Origin of the sequence: Streptomyces avidinii (genome assembly GCF_014650695.1) — a bacterium.
GTDB lineage: Bacteria > Actinomycetota > Actinomycetes > Streptomycetales > Streptomycetaceae > Streptomyces > Streptomyces avidinii.
In genome coordinates this window covers 278,287-295,381 of sequence record NZ_BMVL01000002.1, presented here as the reverse complement: position 1 = coordinate 295,381, position 17,095 = coordinate 278,287, and the positions used below count along the sequence as shown (strand labels likewise).

Here is a 17,095-nt window from a genome sequence, read left to right as displayed (position 1 = left end):
GCAGGGGCCCGGCCATGGCACAGTGCGATCAGCCCAACCGCACGACGAGGGAGCCTCCATGCGCGATCAGCACGCCACGCCGCTCACGGCCGCCCCCGAGTGCCTGCCGGAGCCGAGCCCGTTGCCCTGCTGTCCGGTGTGCGCGGACGCACCGGAACGCATCTCGTGGCGCCAGCGCCCGGGCCGCCCGGTGGTCCTGGTCTTCGCCCCCTGCGGCCACCGCTGGTCCTCCCCGGTCCCACCGGTCCTGGCGGTCACCCCACCGCGCCCGGACACCGTCTAGGGTCTGCCCGGCGGATCCTGGGGGCCTCAAAGGCTCTCGACGTCGGACGGTGCGAGGAATGATCCATGGGCGAAGCCGTCAACGATCCCGCCTCGGTAGCCAGGCTTCTCCCGCTTGACCGACAAACGCGCTGAGTGCACCATTCCGTTGCGCTGGTAAGGCAGGCTGCGCTGGTCTCGAAATCGGATCCGTCCGCCCCGTTTCATGTTGAATGGTGGAACCTTCACCGGTCGCGCATCGTGGGTTGCTCCGTGAGATGATCGAAACGATTCCTCGCCCCTACGGGGAGTGGGCGTGGTGAAAAGAATCTTTCTTCTCATGTTCTCGCTGACCGTTTTTTGCGCATGGGGTTTACTTGCTCCACTGCCGTCCGCTGCTGCGCCTGATGGATGGCGCAAATGGACCTTTGTTGAAAACTGGTGAACAGGGCGGCCGGTGGTTGCCGACACCACGGTGTGCTCAAGTCGCGAATCGTCCTGCATGACCGGTAGGAGCCTTTTTCTCGGCACAGGATTTGAAGATTCGTGACTGGCTCCTCCCCGGCCAGGTCCGTCTGCCTGAGGCGGCTGCACAGAGAAGGGGTTCGGAAGTGCAACCACAACTCACATTCGACGAGATTCTCGAATACCTCAAAGACAGGCCCGACGTGACCCGGACGTACCAGGTGCCGAGGGGGTCTATCGCCAGGCTCGCGTGCGACGAGGCGGCGGGTATGCGAGAGATGGACGAGGCCGAGACTTTGAAGCTGGCCGACTATCTGGACGTATCCGCCAAGGACCTCAGGGGCCCCCTGAAGGTCGTTGACGTCCGGTGCGCCTCCTGCACGCACCGGCTGTCCTTCCTCGATTTTGCCAAAACAGCGGTGGAATTCGGAGCACACGGGAAGGAAGACCTACGTCAGGTGCTAACCGGCAAGAATGGTGAGTGGATCACCATTCGCGGCCGGGACGGTGGCCGCCCGGTGAGCTGCGCGCAGTGCGGCAACGACGTTCCGCGCCCGATGGCCGGCTGCTATTCGGAGTACTCGTCGTCCGACTACGCATACGCCTGACCTCTTCAGCCTGTTGCCGTATGCGGACACTGAGCGTTTTCAACGAGGCCACTGATCGGGTGAGGCTGGCGAGATCGAGTTGAGGACCGCAACACACAAGCGCCCCCGCGCCGTTGGGGGAGGTGTTCGACGTCTCAACCCATCCGCACAGGAGCCCTGTTGGTTCCCTATCCTGCCGCACTCGACCTCCCTCACGCTCTGGTCGAGTGGGTCACCATGCTCATCGTCACCCGTGAGGGTGGCCGGCGGTGCAAGCTCCCGCCGCACCAGCGCGTGCTCGTCGCTCTGGTGTAACTACGCCGCCACGACACCCTCACCCGGATCGCGACCGGCTTCGGGATATCCGTCGGTACCGCCCACGCCTACGTCACCGCCGTGATCGGCCTGCTCGCCGAACGGTCCCCGGGCCTGCTCAAGACTCTGCGCGAGCATGATCCCGAGTTCGTCCTGCTGGACGGCACTCTCGCCGAGTGCGACCGCGTCGGCGACAGCCGGGCGGACTACTCGGCCAAGCACCGCCGGCACGGCGTGAACGTCCAGGTCGTCACCGACCCCGCTGGCGAGGCGCTGTGGATCTCGCCCGCACTGCCGGGCCGCACCCACGACCTGACCGCGGCCCGCACCCACCGCATCATCCGGATCTGCGAACGCCAGGGCGTCCAGATCCTCGCCGACCGCGCCTACCAGGGCGCCGGCCCCTGGGTCACCACCGGACTCAAACGGCCACCGGGCGGTGAACTCACCCTCACCCAGCGCACCGTCAACCGGGCCCTGGCCGCGGCGAGGGCACCGGTCGAACGCGGCATGGCACGGCTGAAGTCATGGCAGATCTTCCGCAGATCCCGCATCAGCCCCAACCGCATGACCGTCATCACCAAAGCCGTCCTCACCCTGGAGAGGCAACGCTGAAAACGCTCGCTGGAGTGTTCGGGCTCAAGATGCGCCCTAGAAGGTGCAGAGCGAAGCTAAAGAAGGACATGTGTGGAAAGCCGACCAATACCTCCCGCTCGGGGACGAGGTCGAAGGTCTACCTTACGTACGACTCGCGCGGTGATGGGGTGACAGGATCGCCGCGTTTCGAGCCAGTGCGGGATCCCCTTTGCACCGGACGGACCTCTCATTGAGCGGGAAGATCCTTTGAAATGGAGCGTGAGAGGCATGGCCAGTATCCGCAAACGCCTTCCTGCTGTCGCCGCTGCTTCGGCGGCGGTCATTACCGTCGCTGGGAGCATGGTGCTACCAGCCACCGCAGTCGCAGTCCCGAACCTGCTCTCGCAGCCGGACACGTGCAAGTCGGGGTATGTGTGGCGTGAAGCAACTGGCCCCGGGGATCACGTCTGCGTCACGCCCGGCGTCCGCGCCCAGGCCAAGGACGACAACGCCCACGCCGCAGCTCGACGGGTCAGCCCCAGTGACCCCACCTGCATCTCCGGGTATGTATGGCGCGAGGCAACCGCCAACGACCTCGTCTGCGTCACCCCCGGCACCCGCACCCAGACAAAGGACGACAACGCCCACGCCGCCAGCCGCGTACAAGGGAGCTGAACTGGGTCTCCGCTGGCCTGTAGCCGGTGGTCCGTTGGGGTGGCGGGGTGAGCGAACGGAAGCCGTACCCAAGCGACTTATCGGATGGACAGTGGTCGTTGATCGAGCCGGTGATCACGGGATGGAAGGACCGGCACCGCTCGGTCAGCAACCACCAAGGCGCCCATGCGATGGGGTCGTGAACGCGATCCTCTACCAGGGCCGAACCGGCCGTCAGTGGGCCTACCTCCCGCACGACCTGCCGCCGGAGAGTGCGACCTCGGCGCACTTGCACCATCCTGCGCTCCCCTCGAACGCGGCATGGCGCGGCCGAAGTCCTGGCAGCTCTTCCGCCGAGCCCGCATCAGCCCCAACCGCATGAGCGTCATCACCAAAGCCATCCTCACCCTGGAGAGGCAACGCTGAAAAGGCTCACTGTTTTCAACAGCCGCCTGGTGGCCAGCCTGCCGGCGGACGTACCACGCCTGCCCGGCCCAGGCCGTGTCTGATGGCTCTTTTGATGAGGTTGCGGAACCAGATCACGATGGCTGCGGTGGCCAGGGTGCCGTGGAAGATGTAGTTGGTGGGCCCGGCAGGTGGTGGAGTCTGCGGTGACCGCCCACGAGCCGTCCTGGTCCAGGGCGGTGGCGTCGGCACCGGCCTGCAACGCACGCAGAATCTTCGACCAGGTGCCGTCGGCCGACCAGCGGCGGTGGCGTTCGTACACGGTCTGCCAGGATCCGTGGCGTTCGGGCAGGTCACGCCAGGGAATGCCGGTCCGTGTCCGGTAGAGCACGGCATTGACCACGGTGCGATGGTCAGCCCACTGTCCGCCCGGCCTGCCGATCGCGGGCAGCAGCGGGGCTGTGCACTCCTACTGAGCATTCGTCAGTTCATGCCGACGCACCATGCTTCGATCACGTGAGATCCATTGGGCGGCTGACGGCAGTGGCCCCATCACAGGAGTCGACGGGTCAGGAAAATGTGTCGAACGCGGAGTCGACCTTTGAGAAGGTCCTGAGTGTCCCGGAACTGCTGCGAAAGGAAGCCCGTGCCGCGTGCTGTCACATTGATTCGCTCTGCCTCCCTGTCCGATGTTGCGGAGTACGCCTACGCGGCCACGGCCCCGGCCGAGTCGCGGCTGATCTTCCTGGCCGGAGCGTGTCCTCTGAATGAGGATGGCTCCACTGCGGCGATCGGGGACGTCGCGGGGCAGGCGGCCAGGGCTGTGGAGAACATGCGGACCGCTCTGACGGACTCGGGTGCGTCACTGCACGATGTCATCAGCACCCGTGTTCTCGTTGCCTCTCACCGGCGGGAGGACCTGGTGACCGCGTGGGGGGTTGTCCGGGACGCGTTCGGTGACCACGACGTGCCCAGCACATTGATGGGTGTCACCGTGCTCGGCTATGACGGCCAGCTCGTAGAGATCGAAGCCGTCGCCGCCGTGCTTGATGCCTGAGCCGACGGGCCCGTCCCTGCCGAGGACCAACCGCCCCGCCTGGGTTTCGGCTCCGGTCACGATCGGAGCCGAACGAGGAGGGCGGCAGCGGTGACGGTGCCGGGATGGACGTACCCGCGCTTGTCGTGGCGGGTGGCGACGGCTCTGAACCGCTTGAGCTTTCCGATGGCCCGCTCCACCGTGTTGCCGTCTACCACGGGCCGAAGCGTTCGGGCAGTTCACGCCACTGCAGCCCAGCGCTGAGCCGGTGAATGATTCCGTTGATCACTTGGCGGTGATCCCGCCACCGGCCGCAGCGGTTATTGCTCACCGGCAGCAGCACCAGCGGCTCCGCACCGCCCACTCGTCGTCGGTCAGATCCCTCCTGCTGAGCAGGCCCAGGACGACGAACCACCTGATCGAAGAGACACGGCCCAGTCCGGAGATCATTCAGTCGGACACCGTCCTTGCCGGACCCGGTCTGTTCCGGCCGGGGGTCGGCGTCTCCAGGGTCCGTGCGTGCAGGTCGTCGCGCGGGATTTCGGTGACCGGACCGGGACGGCGTGCCGGTACCACCGCACCGGGCCCGGCCCGGGTGGGCAGCGGCGCGGCGCTCGGCCCGACCGATCCCGCCCCACCCGCCGATCCGCGGGGTATCGGGATCTGCCGGATGCTCAAATGTGCGTGGTGACAGTTGATTTCGAGCATCATCTTTCATCCGGAGCCGTCGGAGCGCTATCTTGCCCGGAGCATGCCAAGGAGCCGTGTCCGCGTTCAGGACCGCACGAGGAGCTGCCCCATGAGACTGCCAAGCATCCGCAGGAGCCAGGGTCGGCAAGGCCCGCAAGGCCCGTTAGGCAGCCGGGTCCACCCGGCGAGGCGGCGGCGCAGGTGGCGCACCCCGGCCGCCGCCCTGCTCGCCGCCGCCCTCACCGTCACGGGCCTGGCCTCCGCCGGCCCTCTCGTCGCCCCCGCGTCCGCCGCCCCCTCCGGCGTCACGGCCACCGCGGGCAACGTCACCGGGTTCACCCGCTCCGGGAACACCTTCACCATCACAGCCTCCGGAGGAGCCAAGGCCCGCGTGGTCCTCGCCCGCGCCGACATCTTCCGCCTCTGGCTCTCGCCCGACGGCTCCTTCGCCAACGACCCGGCCGGCTCCGACCTCGCCCCGACCACCGACTTCGGTCCCGTGACCGCGAGTCACTCGGACGCAGGTGCCTACTACCGGATCACCACCGGATCCCTCTCCATCCGGGTCAACAAGAAGCCCCTCCAGTTCTCCGTCTACCGCGCCGACAACGCCACCCCCGTCTGGCAGGAGACCCAGCCCACCAGCTGGACCGGCAACCGGACCACCCAGTACCTGGCCCGCGGCGCGGACGAGCAGTTCTACGGCACCGGCCTGCGGCTGGGCGAATGGGCCCTGCGTGGCAGGACCGTCCCGATCGCCGTCGACAACAGGTGGCGCGAGAACGACAATGCCAGTCCGGCCCCCTTCTACATGTCGACCAACGGCTACGGCGTCATGCGCAACACCTGGGCCCCGGGCTCCTACGGCTTCAACGCGCCCACCACCCTCACGCACGACGAGAAGCGGTTCGACGCCTGGTACTTCACCGGCGACTCGCTCAAGTCCGTGCTCGACGCGTACACCGACGTCAGCGGCAAGCCCTTCATGGCGCCGATGTGGGGCTTCGAGCTCGGCAACGCCGACTGTTTCAACGCCTCCAACCCCGACTACCAGGGCGATCACAACCGGCTGCGGCACCTGACCACGCCCGACGTCGTCGGCTACGCGGCCGACGCCCGGGCCGCCGACATGCCCTCGGGCTGGTTCCTGCCCAACGACGGCTACGGCTGCGGATACACCGCACCCCTGAAGTCCACGGTGGACGCACTGAAGGCCAAGGGCTTTCAGACGGGCCTGTGGACCTCCACCGGCCTCGGTTCCATCGCCGACGAGGTGGGCACGGCCGGCAGCCGCGGGGTGAAGACCGACGTGGCGTGGATCGGCAGCGGCTACAAGTACGCCTTCAACGGCGTGCAGCGGGCCGTGGACGGGATCGAGAAGAACTCCGACGCCCGCCGCTTCGTCTGGACCGTCGACGGCTGGGCGGGCACCCAGCGCAATGCCGTCGTCTGGACCGGCGACACCCACGGCACCTGGGACGACATGCGCTGGCACGTCCCCGCGATCACCGGAGCGGGTCTCTCCGGCCTCAACTACGCCGCCGGCGACATCGACGGCATCTTCGGCGGCAGCCCGCAGACCTACACCCGCGACCTCCAGTGGAAGGCCTTCACCCCGGCCTTCATGACCATGTCCGGCTGGGGCGCGACCAACCCGTCCGCCGGCTACCAGGACAAGCAGCCCTGGCGCTTCGCCGAACCCTACCTCTCCGTGAACCGCAAATACCTCCAGCTCAAGATGCGGCTGATGCCGTACCTGTACACGATGAGTCGCGTCGCCCACGAGAGCGGCGTCCCCAGCACCCGCGCCATGGTCCTGGAGTACCCCGACGACCCGGTGGCCCGCGGCAACCTCACCAGCGGCCAGTTCATGGCCGGTGACTCCTTCCTCGTCGCGCCCGTCGTCTCCGACACCTCCGTCCGCGACGGCATCTACCTCCCCGCGGGGACCTGGACCGACTACTGGACGGGCCGGACGTACGCGGGCCCCGGGTGGCTGAACGGATACCGGGCGCCCCTCGACACCCTGCCCCTCTTCGTCAAGGGCGGCGCCGTCGTGCCGATGTGGCCGCAGATGAACTACACGGGCGAGAAGCCCGTCTCCACCCTCACCTACGACATCCACCCGCGCGGCAGCTCCTCCTTCAGCCTCTACGAGGACGACGGCCGCACCCGCGCCCACGCATCCGGCGCCTACGCCCGCCAGCAGGTCGGCGTCACCGCCCCGGCCGGCGGCTCCGGTGCGGTCACCGTCTCCGTCGGCGCCCCCATCGGCAGCTACACCGGCAAACCGGCCTCCCGCGGCTACGAGTTCACCCTGCACGTGGCCAGCGCGCCCGCCACCGTCACGGTGGACGGCTCCCCCGTGGCGGGCCTGGCCTCCAAGGCCGCGTACGACTCCGCCGCGTCCGGCTGGTTCTTCGACCCGGCGGACCGCTCCGGAGTGCTCTGGATCAAAACCGGTACCAAGGCGGGCGCCTTCACCGTCGCGGCCACCGGCACCAGCCTCCCCGCCGCCGAGTCCCTGCCCGCCGCGTCCCCCATCGACCGGTCCGCCTGGTCCCTGGTCCACGCCGACAGCGAGGAGACCGCCGCGGAGAACGGCGCCGCCGCACGCGCCTTCGACGGGAACCCGGCCACCCAGTGGCACACCGCCTGGTCCTCCGGCACCCCCGCCGCGCTCCCGCACGAGATCCAGATCGACCTCGGCGCCCGCTATGCGGTGGACGGCCTCGGCCACCTGCCGCGCCAGGACGGCGGCGTCAACGGGAGGATCGGCGGCTACGAGGTCTACGTGTCCGACACCACCGCCGACTGGGGCCCACCGGTGGCGACTGGCACCTTCGCCGACACCGCGGCCGCCAAGGCCGTCGCCCTTCCCCCGAAGAAGGGTCGCTACCTGCGCCTGAGAGCGCTGACCGAGGCCGGCGGCCGGGGCCCCTGGACCAGCGCCGCCGAGATCACCCTCACCGGCCGCCCCGCACCCTGACCGGCCGTCGTCTCAGCCGCCGAGCACGGCCCGGCACTCCCGCCGGGCCGGCTCGCCCAGGAGTCCGCGCCACTTCGTGAACATGGCGAGGAGTCCGGTTCCGTACGCCTCGCGGAACGTCGGATCGATCCGCGCCAGATCGAGTTCGTTGGCCGCCGACAGCTCGGCGAAGTCCCGCCGCAGCTGTCCGGCGGGGGAGTGCACGCGACCCGTGAACCGGTCGCGGAAGGCCGGCTCCTCACAGGCGAGCGTCGGGTACGAGGCCGCCCGGTCGCAGGCGGCGTACATGTACACGATCTCTTCCGCCTCCTCTCCGATCACTGCGGCCAGCTCGGCCCGCCGGTCGAGCGGCAGCAGGGCGGTGGGGAACCCGTCCGTACCGTAGAACGCGTGGCACAGCCCCGCCCGTTGGAGCGCGGGCCGCGCGCCCCAGGACGCGAGGAGTTCCCGTACGCGCTCCAGATGGGCGAGGAGCGTGCCGCCCGGGTGGGCGACTTCCTGCGCACCGAGCTCGCGCAACCATGCGACGGCGTGATCGGGCACCGGCGTTTCCCTCCGATCGGTGGCGCGGGGCGGGGTGGGACGCGTGGGCGAGATGAAATCGGATGTGCCGGACAGGAGGGGGCCGGGTGGGTCGACACCCAGCCCCGCCCGCGCCCCGGGTTCCGGACCCCGGGGCGCAGACGGGGACGGGTTGCCGCCCGGGCCCTGCATCGATCTTGATCCCATCCAAAACCCAAGTCAATCCTCGGATTTACTCCCCGGCTCCAAGCGATACCTTGGATCTCGTGACCCTCGATGATCTTCGTGTGTTCGTGGCCGTCTGCCGCGCCGGCAGCCTCAGCGCCGTGGCCCGCGACCTCGGCTGCACCCAATCGGCCGTCAGCCAGCACGTACGCCGCCTGGAGAAGCGGACCGGCACCGGCCTCCTGGAGCGCCACGCCCGTGGCGTCGTACCCACCGAGGCCGGCCGCATCCTCCAGGCAGCCGCCGCCGACGGCATCGCCGGACTCGACGGCGCCCTGCGCCGCGTGGACGACCTGGTCCGGGGCGACGGCGGCACCGTCCGCGTCACCACCGGTGCGACGACGGTCCGGCACTTCATGTCCGAGGCAGTCGTCACCTTCCGCCGCCGCCACCCCGAGGTGAGCCTGGAGTTCCAGACCGAGAACTCCAGCCGCAGCTGCTTCGACGCCCTCGCCGCCGACGACCTCGACCTCGCCTGGATCACCATCGGCGGCCCGGTCCGCGGCATCGAGCAACGCCCCGTCATGCGACTGCCCTGGGTACTCGCCGTCGGCGCCGACGACCCCCTCGCCGCCCGAGCCCGCCTCGACCCCGCAGACCTCGCCGGCATCCGGCACATCAGGCTGCCCGAGAACTCCGCCTCCCGTGCCCACCTCGATGCCGCCCTCGCCGAAGCCGGCATCCGGGTGAGCTCCGACACCAGCGTGGCCGACTGGGACACCGCCCTGCTGCTCGCCGAACTAGGCCTCGGACACGCCGTCGTGCCCGCGTTGCCCGGCTGGCAGGTCCCCGGCTCCGACGGCCCGCTGCGCCTCGTGCCGATCCCCGCCCTGCCGCCCCTCGCGGTCGGCTGGGCCGTGCGCCGTTGGGCCGCGCTGGCCCCGCCCGCCCTCGTCTTCGCCGACGAGGTAGCCCGCAGTTGCCGGGCGCGTGCCGCCGGGCAGCAGTGATGCCGCCACCAGACCTACGGCGGCCAGCGCGGCCAGCGCCATCAGCGACGAGCCGTGCAGCCCGGAGCCCGCGGCGACCGCGATCCCGAGGGCCGGGCCGACGTTCATGGCCGTCTGCTTGAGCCCACCGACCACTCCGGCGTACCCGGCGGGAGCCTCGCCCACCACCGCCCCGGTGGCGGTGACCATGACGGTGGTGAACCCGGCGCCGAGCACCCCGAAGGCCACCGGGGACGCGGAGCCCAGCCCGGCGATCCCCGCGACGACCAGCCCCGTACCGGCCAGCGCGGTCAGGCGCGGCCCGAACCGGCGCAGGGCCAGGCCCGCCACCGGCGCCCCCACGACCATCAGCGCGGTCAGCGGCAGCACCCGCACGCCGGTGGCGAGCGGATCCAGCCCCTCGACGTCCTGGAGGTGGAACGTGGCCGTGAACAGCGCCCCGAACATGCCCGCGGAGACGACCAGCAGCAGCCCCATCGCGGCCGTCACCGCAGTGGACCGGGCCACGGCGTGCGGGACGAACGGCTGCGCGGCCCGCCGCTCGCGGCGTACGAACAGGGCCGCGAGCCCGGTGGCCGCTGCGAACCCGACGACGGTGGACCCGGCGGTCCACCCGTACTCGGGCACGCCGACCAGCGCGTGCACGAAGACCGCGAGGGAGGCGGCGAGCAGGGCCGCACCGGCCAGCTCCAGCCGCCCGCGCTCCGCGCGCGGCGGCGCGGGGGCCCGCACGGCGAGCGTCAGCGCGGCGATCACCAGAGCCGCCGGCACATTGATCACGAACACGGCCCGCCAGTCCCAGTGGGCCACCAGGAGGCCACCGAGCAGCGGTCCGGCGGCCGCGGCCGCCCCGATCGCGCTCGTCCGCACGGCCACCGCAGTGGCGAGTCGGTCGGGCGGGTACGCGAGCCGCAGCAGCGCCAGCGTCGCGGGCTGCAGCAGCGCACCGAACACCCCTTGTGCGCCGCGCAGGGCGATCACCCAGCCCACGCCGGGCGCGTACACGATGCCGGCCGAGGCGGCGGCGAAGCCGAGCACACCGACCAGGAGCAGCCGCGGGTGCCCGTACCGGTCGCCCAGCCGCCCGGCGACGACCAGGAACGCGGCCACCGCGAGCAGGTAGGCGGTACTGGTCCACTGGACCTGCGCCACACTGGCCCCGAGGTCGCGCCGAAGGCTCGGCTGGGCCACGGTCAGCACGGTGCCGTCCAGGGCGACGAGCATGGCCCCCGCCACGCTGACGAGGAGTGAGATCCGCTGCCTCATACGGGCTCCGGACCGAGGTGCGCGTCGACGGCGGCGTCGACGAGACGTTCGACGCCGTCGGCGGGCGGGGCGCCGCCGAGCGCCAGCGGCAGACTGCCCCAGCGCCACAGCTGCGCCACGCCGTGCAGGTTGGCCCACAGCGCGGCGGCGGCGACGCGGGGTTCGGCGGCCCCGCAGCGGCAGACGAGCGCGACGAGCAGATCGAACATCGAGAGCGTCGACTCCCGCAGCCGAGGCCTCTCGGAGGGAGGCTGGCCGGTGCTGTCCAGCAGGTCGTGGCGGAACATCAGGTCGAACATGCCCGGATGCTGCAGCGCGTAGCCGACGTACGCGCGCCCGATCGCCCGCACCCGCTCGCGCGGGGAGGACTCCCGCGCGCCGGCCGTCGCGGCCGCGAAGCGCTCGCCGAGATCCTCGAACCCGCGCCGGGCGATCGCCGACAGCAGGGACTGGTGGGTGGGGAAGTACCGGCGCGGCGCCCCGTGCGAGACGCCCGCCCGGCGGGCGATCTCCCGCAGCCCGACTGCACCGGCGCCCTCGCTCATGACGAGCTCGACACCCACATCGATCAGCCGCTCCCGAAGCGGTCTCTCCTGGTCCATGGACACTGTCTACCAGGGTGGGTAGACAGTGTCTACTTCGTCCGGAGGCCCCGCCCCGGGCTGCGGGGGATGATGGGGAGTGTGACCCCGCGGCCCGGTGGAGGAGGTGTACGTGCCATGACGGAGCACGACGGCGGCCCGGCGGCGCGGAAACTGGAGGAGGGCCGGCTGCTCAAGGAGCTGGAGGCCATTCACCGCACGCGCCACGAGACCCTGCTGCACGGGTCCGACGACGCCCTGGTCACTCACACGAAGCGGATGAACGAGCTGGAGCACGAGTACGTCCGCCGCCACCCCCAACGGGCCCAGACCCCGGGCCGCACCCGCTCGGGCGCCCGCGCCCGCGCCACGGGCGACGACTGACCGACGCGGCTCGGACCCCGTCGCCCGAACGCATTCTCGGGCGCGGGCCACCGACCCCCACCCGTCAGGAGATGGGGTCGAGGAAGGCGTCGAAGGCGGTCGGGAGGCGTTTCCATGCCTGCCGGCCGGCGGCGAACTCGGCGTCGGTCAGCAGGCATGCGTCCAGGAGCCGGGCCAGGCCTTAGCGGTCCAGGTCCGGCGCGGTGAAGACCAGGTGCTGGCAGCGGTCCCCGTGCTCGGGATGCCAGCCGAGGGCGGCGGCCGCCCTGCGTACGGGCGGCACCAGCTCCCACGCGGCGTCCGGCAGCGAGGCGAGCCACGGGCCGTTGCTCTGCACGCACAGCGCGCCGCCCGCGCAGTCCCAGGCCAGCAGGGTGTCGGGCCGGTCGGCGAGCCAGAAACGGCCGCGGCTGCGGGTGGCTGCGGCCGCGAGGTCCTCCAGGGCCTGGTGGAGCCGCTCCGGGTGGAAGGGGCGGTGGCGGCGCCAGACGAGCGTGGCGACGCCGGCCTCGTCCGCCTCCTGGGGCAGCAGCGCGCAGGCCGGGTGCTGGGCGGCGGCCGCTGCCTCGGTGTCGAAGCCGGCGAAGGCCAGCCGCGCCAGTTCCCCGGAGCCGGTGTGCACCCGCCGGGCGGTGGGGGCCGCGGCGAGCCCCACATCCGCCAGGTCGTCCCCGTTGGCGAGGTACGGCAGGACGAGGGCGGGGTCGACTGCGGTGATCACGTTCGTGAGGGCCAGTGCCTCACCGCCGTGCCCGGTCACGACCTCGGCCATGGCGCGCGGGTCGACGGAGTCCCACAGCTCGACGACGGCGAGCCGGGTCCGCCCGTCCGAGGCGAGCCGCCACAGTTCCGGGAGGAGATCCTCGCGCAGCGCGCAGCACGCGCAGTCGCCCACCAGCGGGGCCTCGCCCCGGGACAGCTCGCCCGAGGCGTCGTGCACCAGGCGCCGTACGGTCCCCTCGGCCGCCGTGGCCAGGTCGTGGTGCAGGGCGACACTGCGGGGCACGGCGGTCAGCAGATCCCGCACCGCGCTGCGGCGGGCTTCGCCGTGGAGCCCGCCGACGATGACGACGCGCAGGGTCACGCCTGGCTCCCGTAGCGGCGCCGGAAGCGCTCGACGCGGCCGGCGGTGTCCATGACGCGGGCGGTGCCGGTGTGGAAGGGATGGCTCTGCGAGGAGATCTCGACGTCGATGACGGGGTAGGTGCGGCCGTCCTCCCACTCGACGGTCCTGTCGCCGGTCGCGGTCGACCGGGTGAGGAAGGCGAAGTCGGCGGCCTTGTCGCGGAAGACGACGGGGCCGTAGGCGGGGTGGATTCCGGGCTTCACGGTGCGCTCCTTGCGGGGGAGGGGGGAGAGGTGTCGGGGGTGGGTCAGCGCTCTTCGCGGAAGTCGACGTGCCGGCGGACGACCGGGTCGAACTTGCGCAGCACGATGCGGTCGGGGTCGTTGCGCCGGTTCTTGCGGGTCACGTAGGTGTAGCCGGTACCCGCGGTGGAGCGGAGCTTGACGATCGGGCGTACTTCGTTGCGTGCCATGCGAGCAGTATACGGAAATGAATCCCATTTTCGATAACGGCGAGGGCGTGGGGCCTTACGGGAGCAGTCTTTGCCTCGCATGAGACAATCTTGTATCGTTCGACGCGAAGGAGGCTCAGTCGTGGTGAACGAAGAAGAACTGCTGGACGGCGCCGCCCGCGTCCTCGCCGGCGATCACAGCGCCTCGATGGTGCAGATCGCCGCAGGCATCGGTACCAGCCGCGCCACCCTGAGCCGCCGCTACGCGACCCGTGAGGCCCTGCTCAAGGCCGTCGCCGTCCGGGCGATCGAGGTGGTCGACGGGTGCCTGGCCCCGCTCGACCTCGCGCAGAGCGCCGACGCGGCCGCCTTCGACGCCGCTCTGGAGGAACTGGTCATCGCGCTGATGCCCGCCGCGCACCTCTACGGCTTCACCTCGCGGGACGCCACCGTCCTCGCGGACCCGGAATTCCGGGCCGGTGTCGACCGGCAGGACCAGCGGGCCCTGGCCTTCCTCGCCCTCGGCCAGCGGCTGGGGCGACTGCGCGCCGACCTGCCGCCGTACTGGATCTGGTACTCGCTCTGGGGCCTGCTCGACGCGGCCGCCGAGGGCGTGCGCGACGGGCACCTCGCCCCCCGCCAGATCGGCCACTTGGTCCTGACCTCCTTCCTCAGCGGGACGCGGCCGGTCGCGCAGCCCCCCGCCGGCGCTCCCGCGCCCTGAAACACCCCGCCGCCGTGCGCGCCGTGCGCACCTCTGAACGGAACTTCATGCACACCCCCGCGCTGGACCCCCGCAGGTGGATCGTCCTGGCGATCCTCTCCGGCAGCCTCCTGCTCATCTCCATGGACACCACGATCCTCAACGTGGCCTTCCCCTCGCTGGTCGGTGACCTCCGGCCGGGCGCCGTACAGCAGCTGTGGATCATCGACGTCTACGCGCTCGCCCTGTCCGGACTGCTCGTCACCGCGGGTGCGCTCGGCGACCGCTGGGGGCGCAAGCGGCTGCTCATGGCGGGCTTCGGCATCTTCTCGCTCGCCTCGCTCATAGCCGTGTTCTCCACCGAGGCCTGGCACGTGATCGCGGCCCGTGCCCTGCTCGGCGTCGGCGGCGCGGCCATCATGCCGTCCACCGTCTCGATCCTGCGGACCGTCTTCACCGACGCCAAGGAGCGCGCCTTCGCGCTCGCCGTCTGGGCAGCCGTCTTCGGCGGCGGCATGGCCTTCGGGCCGGTCGTCGGCGGGCTGCTCGTCCAGGACTACGGCTGGCACTCCGCCTTCCTCCTCAACCTGCCCGTCGCCGCCGTCATCGTCGCGGCAGGCCTGCGCTACCTGCCCGAATCACGCTCCCCCCGCAGCACCGGCCGCTGGGACTGGTCGGGCGTCGGCCAGTCGATCGTCGGCATGCTCGCCCTCGCCGGCGGAATCAAGCAGCTCGGCAAGAGCGGCGTGGCCGACCCGATGCCCTGGGCCCTGCTCCTGCTCGCCGCGGTCGCGCTGACCGTCTTCGTACGCCGCCAGCTGCGCCTGGACAACCCGCTGCTGCAGGTACGGCTGTTCGCCAAGCCTGCGTTCAGCGTCGCCGCCACCGCGATCTTCCTGCCGATGGTGGGGATGGGCGCGATCCTGTTCCTGGTGACCCAGTGGTTCCAGTACGGCGAGGGCTACACGCCCCTGGAGGCCGGAGTGCGCCTGCTGCCGGCCCCGCTCGCGCTGATCGCCGCCTCGATGGTGGCGCCCTCGCTGATGCAGCGCTTCGCGATCCGCCACGTGCTCGGCGCCGGGCTGGTCGTCCTGGCCGTCGGCATGGCGCTGCCCTGGACCTTCCAGCAGTTCACCGACCTCGGCTACCCGGCCTTCGCGGCCGCCCTGACCGTGATGGGCCTCGGTGCCGGTCTCGCCACCACCGTGGCCTCGGTGACGCTGGTCTCCGCCGCACCCGCGGCCGAGGTCTCCAGCGCCGCGGCCATCGAGGAGACCTGCTACGAACTCGGTTCGGCCATGGGCGTCGCCGTCCTCGGTTCCACCGCGGCCGTGCTCTACCGGGGCAACCTGCCCGCCCTGGAGCTGGACGGCCCGAGCGCCGCAGCCGTACGGGATTCCGTCGGTGAGGCCGCGCACACCGCAGAACGCCTCGGCGGCGCCGTGGGCCAGGCGCTGCTCGACACGGCCTCGCACGCCTACACCCTGGCGATCACTCCGGCGTTCCTGCTGGCCGGCGTACTCGCGGTCGCCGCGGCGGCCACGACCTGGACCCTCATTCCGCGGGACCTGCGACCCACCGAGAACCACTGACCCGGGCGGGCCGCAGCGCCGGCGCGGCGGGCGCCGGGCCCAGCGTGGTGGTGCCGGGCGCCGCCCGGTGCCCCAGGCCCGTGCGGTACGCGTCCATGGCGGCCTCGACCCGGCCCGTGCGCCGCAGCAGGTCGCCCAGCAGCCGGCACAGGTCCGCGAGATCGCCCGTCGCCCCGCTGCGCTCCAGCAGCGCCAGCGCCTGTACGTAGTGCTCCTCGGCGGACTCCGCCTCCCCGCGCTCCTCGGCCATCAGGCCGAGGAGCCGGTGTGCTCCGCCCGCGTGCACGGCGCCGTGACTGTCCCCGAGCTCCAGCAGCGCCGAGAGCAGCCCGGCGGCCTCCTCGTACCGCCCGAGCTGGCGCAGTACGTCGGCCAGCTCGACCTCCACCTGCGCCGTGTAGAGCCCGGCGCGGCGGGCCGACAGCATGTCCCGGGCCATCCTCAACTCGCGTTCGGCTGAAGCGAGTTCGCCGTTCTGTGCCTGGACGTAGCCGCGCATCCAGTGGCAGTGCGCCAGATCGGTCCGCAGTCGCAGCTGCCCGTAGATCTCCTGGGCCTTGGCCAGGGAGGCGTCGGCCTCGGCCACCCGCCCCCCGGCGAGGAAGGTCCGGGCCACCTGCCGGTGCATGCCGGCCACCAGCGCCGGGTCGCTGACCTGCGGAGCCAGTGCGAGCGCGAGCTCGGCGGCGCGGGCGGCCCGGGCGTGGGCGCCCATGTCGAGGTACGGCCCGATGATCGCGGCATTGAGCAGCACCAGCGCCTCGGGGTCGGACAGTCCGCTCGCGCCCAGCTCGTCGATGGTGGATTCGAGCAGGTAGCAGGCGTAGCGCAGCTCACCGGCGAGCAGGTGCGCGATGGCGCGGCCGCGGATCGGCCGGGCCCGGCGGGGCAGCGGCTCGTCCGCCAGGAGGCGCTCGGCCGCCTCGAAATGCCCGATGGCGTCAGGCAGTTCCCCGGACTCCAGCGCGCAGTCCCCGAGGCCGAGCCGCGCCTCCGCCTGCTCGCGCACCAGTCCCAGCTGCTCCGCCTCGGAGAGCAGCCGCCGGTAGCGCACCGCGGCCTCGTCGGCCGCGCCGGTGGCCAGCGTCTGCTGGGCGTCGGTGAGGGCGAGCCGCAGCTCGGTCGCCAGGTGGGCGGGGCGGCCGGTGGTCAGCTCCTCGTACGAGGTGCCCAGGCGGGCGGCGAGAAAGCGCAGGGCGGTCTCGGACGGCCGGACCTTGCCCGACTCCAGCGTGGAGATATAGGCCGAGGTGTAGGAGGGCTCCGCCAACTGCCGCTGAGTCAGACCGAGTTCACTGCGCATGCGCTGAACCCTGCGACCGATCCGTGCTGGTTCGTCCATGGAATCCCCCTGGTTGCTCGAACTCCCCAGTATTC

At 71.3% G+C, this 17,095-nt stretch carries 17 protein-coding genes and 6 pseudogenes; 12 read left to right on the top strand and 11 right to left on the bottom strand.

Features of this window, described 5'->3' with window-relative positions:
• The first annotated feature begins 58 nt into the window (after positions 1-58).
• Entirely contained in the window at positions 59-283 is a 225-nt protein-coding gene (locus tag IE257_RS05495) for a hypothetical protein (protein WP_189965250.1), read from the top strand.
• A 26-nt stretch (positions 284-309) separates the two neighbouring features.
• On the opposite strand, the gene IE257_RS05490 is transcribed toward IE257_RS05495, so the two are convergent.
• Positions 310-765: a hypothetical protein gene (locus IE257_RS05490; protein ID WP_189965248.1), complete on the bottom strand. Its 456-nt coding sequence runs from the start codon at positions 763-765 to the stop codon at positions 310-312.
• 107 nt (positions 766-872) lie between these two features.
• Here IE257_RS05490 and IE257_RS05485 point away from each other — a divergent pair, with 107 nt between their 5' ends.
• The 5 genes and pseudogenes from IE257_RS05485 to IE257_RS05470 form a co-directional block, all read left to right on the top strand.
• A complete protein-coding gene (locus IE257_RS05485; RefSeq protein ID WP_189965246.1) occupies positions 873-1,334 on the top strand; it encodes a DUF8243 domain-containing protein in 462 nt (153 codons plus the stop codon).
• Between the two features lie 159 nt (positions 1,335-1,493).
• A pseudogene (locus IE257_RS05480) lies at positions 1,494-2,243 on the top strand (transposase).
• 321 nt (positions 2,244-2,564) lie between these two features.
• A complete protein-coding gene (locus IE257_RS05475) occupies positions 2,565-2,879 on the top strand; it encodes a hypothetical protein (protein WP_189965244.1) in 315 nt (104 codons plus the stop codon).
• Positions 2,880-2,926: 47 nt separating this feature from the next.
• Positions 2,927-3,186 (top strand): annotated as a pseudogene (locus tag IE257_RS37895) (transposase); the annotation flags it as partial.
• Positions 3,114-3,284: pseudogene (locus tag IE257_RS05470) on the top strand (IS5/IS1182 family transposase); the annotation flags it as partial. The pseudogenes IE257_RS37895 and IE257_RS05470, both read left to right, overlap by 73 nt.
• On the opposite strand, the gene IE257_RS39310 reads toward IE257_RS05470, so the two are convergent.
• The gene (locus IE257_RS39310; RefSeq protein ID WP_372452963.1) at positions 3,262-3,714 is read right to left on the bottom strand and encodes a transposase; all 453 of its coding nucleotides are present in this window, start codon (positions 3,712-3,714) and stop codon (positions 3,262-3,264) included. The pseudogene IE257_RS05470 and the gene IE257_RS39310 overlap by 23 nt on opposite strands.
• Positions 3,715-3,909: 195 nt before the next feature.
• Here IE257_RS39310 and IE257_RS05460 point away from each other — a divergent pair, with 195 nt between their 5' ends.
• Positions 3,910-4,320, top strand: coding sequence for a RidA family protein (locus IE257_RS05460; protein ID WP_189965242.1), 411 nt, complete (start codon positions 3,910-3,912; stop codon positions 4,318-4,320).
• A 56-nt stretch (positions 4,321-4,376) separates the two neighbouring features.
• Here IE257_RS05460 and IE257_RS05455 read toward each other — a convergent pair whose 3' ends face one another.
• Complete coding sequence (locus IE257_RS05455) at positions 4,377-4,517, bottom strand: hypothetical protein (RefSeq protein ID WP_189966264.1); 141 nt, start codon at positions 4,515-4,517, stop codon at positions 4,377-4,379.
• A pseudogene (locus tag IE257_RS39305) lies at positions 4,514-4,663 on the bottom strand (transposase); the annotation flags it as partial. The gene IE257_RS05455 and the pseudogene IE257_RS39305, both read right to left, overlap by 4 nt.
• A 435-nt stretch (positions 4,664-5,098) precedes the next feature.
• Here IE257_RS39305 and IE257_RS05445 point away from each other — a divergent pair.
• Entirely contained in the window at positions 5,099-7,978 is a 2,880-nt protein-coding gene (locus tag IE257_RS05445) for a TIM-barrel domain-containing protein (RefSeq protein ID WP_189965240.1), read from the top strand.
• Between the two features lie 12 nt (positions 7,979-7,990).
• Here the strand turns inward: IE257_RS05445 and IE257_RS05440 are convergent, their stop codons facing one another.
• Entirely contained in the window at positions 7,991-8,521 is a 531-nt protein-coding gene (locus IE257_RS05440; protein WP_189965238.1) for a DUF6817 domain-containing protein, read from the bottom strand.
• A 245-nt stretch (positions 8,522-8,766) separates the two neighbouring features.
• On the opposite strand from IE257_RS05440, the gene IE257_RS05435 reads away from it, so the two are divergent.
• A complete protein-coding gene (locus tag IE257_RS05435; RefSeq protein WP_189965236.1) occupies positions 8,767-9,675 on the top strand; it encodes a LysR family transcriptional regulator in 909 nt (302 codons plus the stop codon).
• On the opposite strand, the pseudogene IE257_RS05430 reads toward IE257_RS05435, so the two are convergent.
• A pseudogene (locus tag IE257_RS05430) lies at positions 9,658-10,941 on the bottom strand (MFS transporter); the annotation flags it as partial. The gene IE257_RS05435 and the pseudogene IE257_RS05430 sit on opposite strands and share 18 nt — an antisense overlap.
• Entirely contained in the window at positions 10,938-11,543 is a 606-nt protein-coding gene (locus IE257_RS05425; protein ID WP_189965234.1) for a TetR/AcrR family transcriptional regulator, read from the bottom strand. The pseudogene IE257_RS05430 and the gene IE257_RS05425, both read right to left, overlap by 4 nt.
• A 117-nt stretch (positions 11,544-11,660) precedes the next feature.
• Between IE257_RS05425 and IE257_RS05420 the strand changes: the two genes are divergently transcribed.
• Positions 11,661-11,906, top strand: a complete 246-nt coding sequence (locus IE257_RS05420) for a DUF6158 family protein (protein ID WP_189965232.1) — start codon at positions 11,661-11,663, stop codon at positions 11,904-11,906.
• 64 nt (positions 11,907-11,970) lie between these two features.
• Here IE257_RS05420 and IE257_RS05415 read toward each other — a convergent pair.
• The 3 genes and pseudogenes from IE257_RS05415 to rpmG form a co-directional block, all read right to left on the bottom strand.
• Positions 11,971-12,990: pseudogene (locus IE257_RS05415) on the bottom strand (CobW family GTP-binding protein).
• Complete coding sequence (locus IE257_RS05410) at positions 12,987-13,235, bottom strand: type B 50S ribosomal protein L31 (protein WP_189965230.1); 249 nt, start codon at positions 13,233-13,235, stop codon at positions 12,987-12,989. Before IE257_RS05410 ends, IE257_RS05415 begins: the two are co-directional and overlap by 4 nt.
• Before the next feature lie 44 nt (positions 13,236-13,279).
• Entirely contained in the window at positions 13,280-13,444 is a 165-nt protein-coding gene (gene rpmG / locus IE257_RS05405) for a 50S ribosomal protein L33 (protein ID WP_189965228.1), read from the bottom strand.
• 121 nt (positions 13,445-13,565) lie between these two features.
• Between rpmG and IE257_RS05400 the strand changes: the two genes are divergently transcribed.
• Together IE257_RS05400 and IE257_RS05395 are read left to right on the top strand one after the other, a co-directional pair.
• Positions 13,566-14,147: a TetR/AcrR family transcriptional regulator gene (locus tag IE257_RS05400; RefSeq protein ID WP_189965226.1), complete on the top strand. Its 582-nt coding sequence runs from the start codon at positions 13,566-13,568 to the stop codon at positions 14,145-14,147.
• Between the two features lie 23 nt (positions 14,148-14,170).
• Complete coding sequence (locus IE257_RS05395; RefSeq protein WP_229920141.1) at positions 14,171-15,718, top strand: MFS transporter; 1,548 nt, start codon at positions 14,171-14,173, stop codon at positions 15,716-15,718.
• Here IE257_RS05395 and IE257_RS05390 read toward each other — a convergent pair.
• Positions 15,681-17,060, bottom strand: coding sequence for a helix-turn-helix transcriptional regulator (locus IE257_RS05390; protein ID WP_189965224.1), 1,380 nt, complete (start codon positions 17,058-17,060; stop codon positions 15,681-15,683). The two genes, IE257_RS05395 and IE257_RS05390, sit on opposite strands and share 38 nt — an antisense overlap.
• Positions 17,061-17,095 lie beyond the last annotated feature (35 nt).

What these genes read in the sequence shown, in the direction of transcription:
- IE257_RS05495 (WP_189965250.1), top strand. Translation starts at nt 59, where the DNA reads ATGCGCGATCAGCACGCCACGCCGCTCACGGCCGCCCCCGAGTGCCTG.
- IE257_RS05490 (WP_189965248.1), bottom strand. Translation starts at nt 765, where the DNA reads ATGCAGGACGATTCGCGACTTGAGCACACCGTGGTGTCGGCAACCACC.
- IE257_RS05475 (WP_189965244.1), top strand. Translation starts at nt 2,565, where the DNA reads ATGGTGCTACCAGCCACCGCAGTCGCAGTCCCGAACCTGCTCTCGCAG.
- IE257_RS05445 (WP_189965240.1), top strand. Translation starts at nt 5,099, where the DNA reads ATGAGACTGCCAAGCATCCGCAGGAGCCAGGGTCGGCAAGGCCCGCAA.
- IE257_RS05425 (WP_189965234.1), bottom strand. Translation starts at nt 11,543, where the DNA reads ATGGACCAGGAGAGACCGCTTCGGGAGCGGCTGATCGATGTGGGTGTC.
- IE257_RS05420 (WP_189965232.1), top strand. Translation starts at nt 11,661, where the DNA reads ATGACGGAGCACGACGGCGGCCCGGCGGCGCGGAAACTGGAGGAGGGC.
- rpmG (WP_189965228.1), bottom strand. Translation starts at nt 13,444, where the DNA reads ATGGCACGCAACGAAGTACGCCCGATCGTCAAGCTCCGCTCCACCGCG.
- IE257_RS05390 (WP_189965224.1), bottom strand. Translation starts at nt 17,060, where the DNA reads ATGGACGAACCAGCACGGATCGGTCGCAGGGTTCAGCGCATGCGCAGT.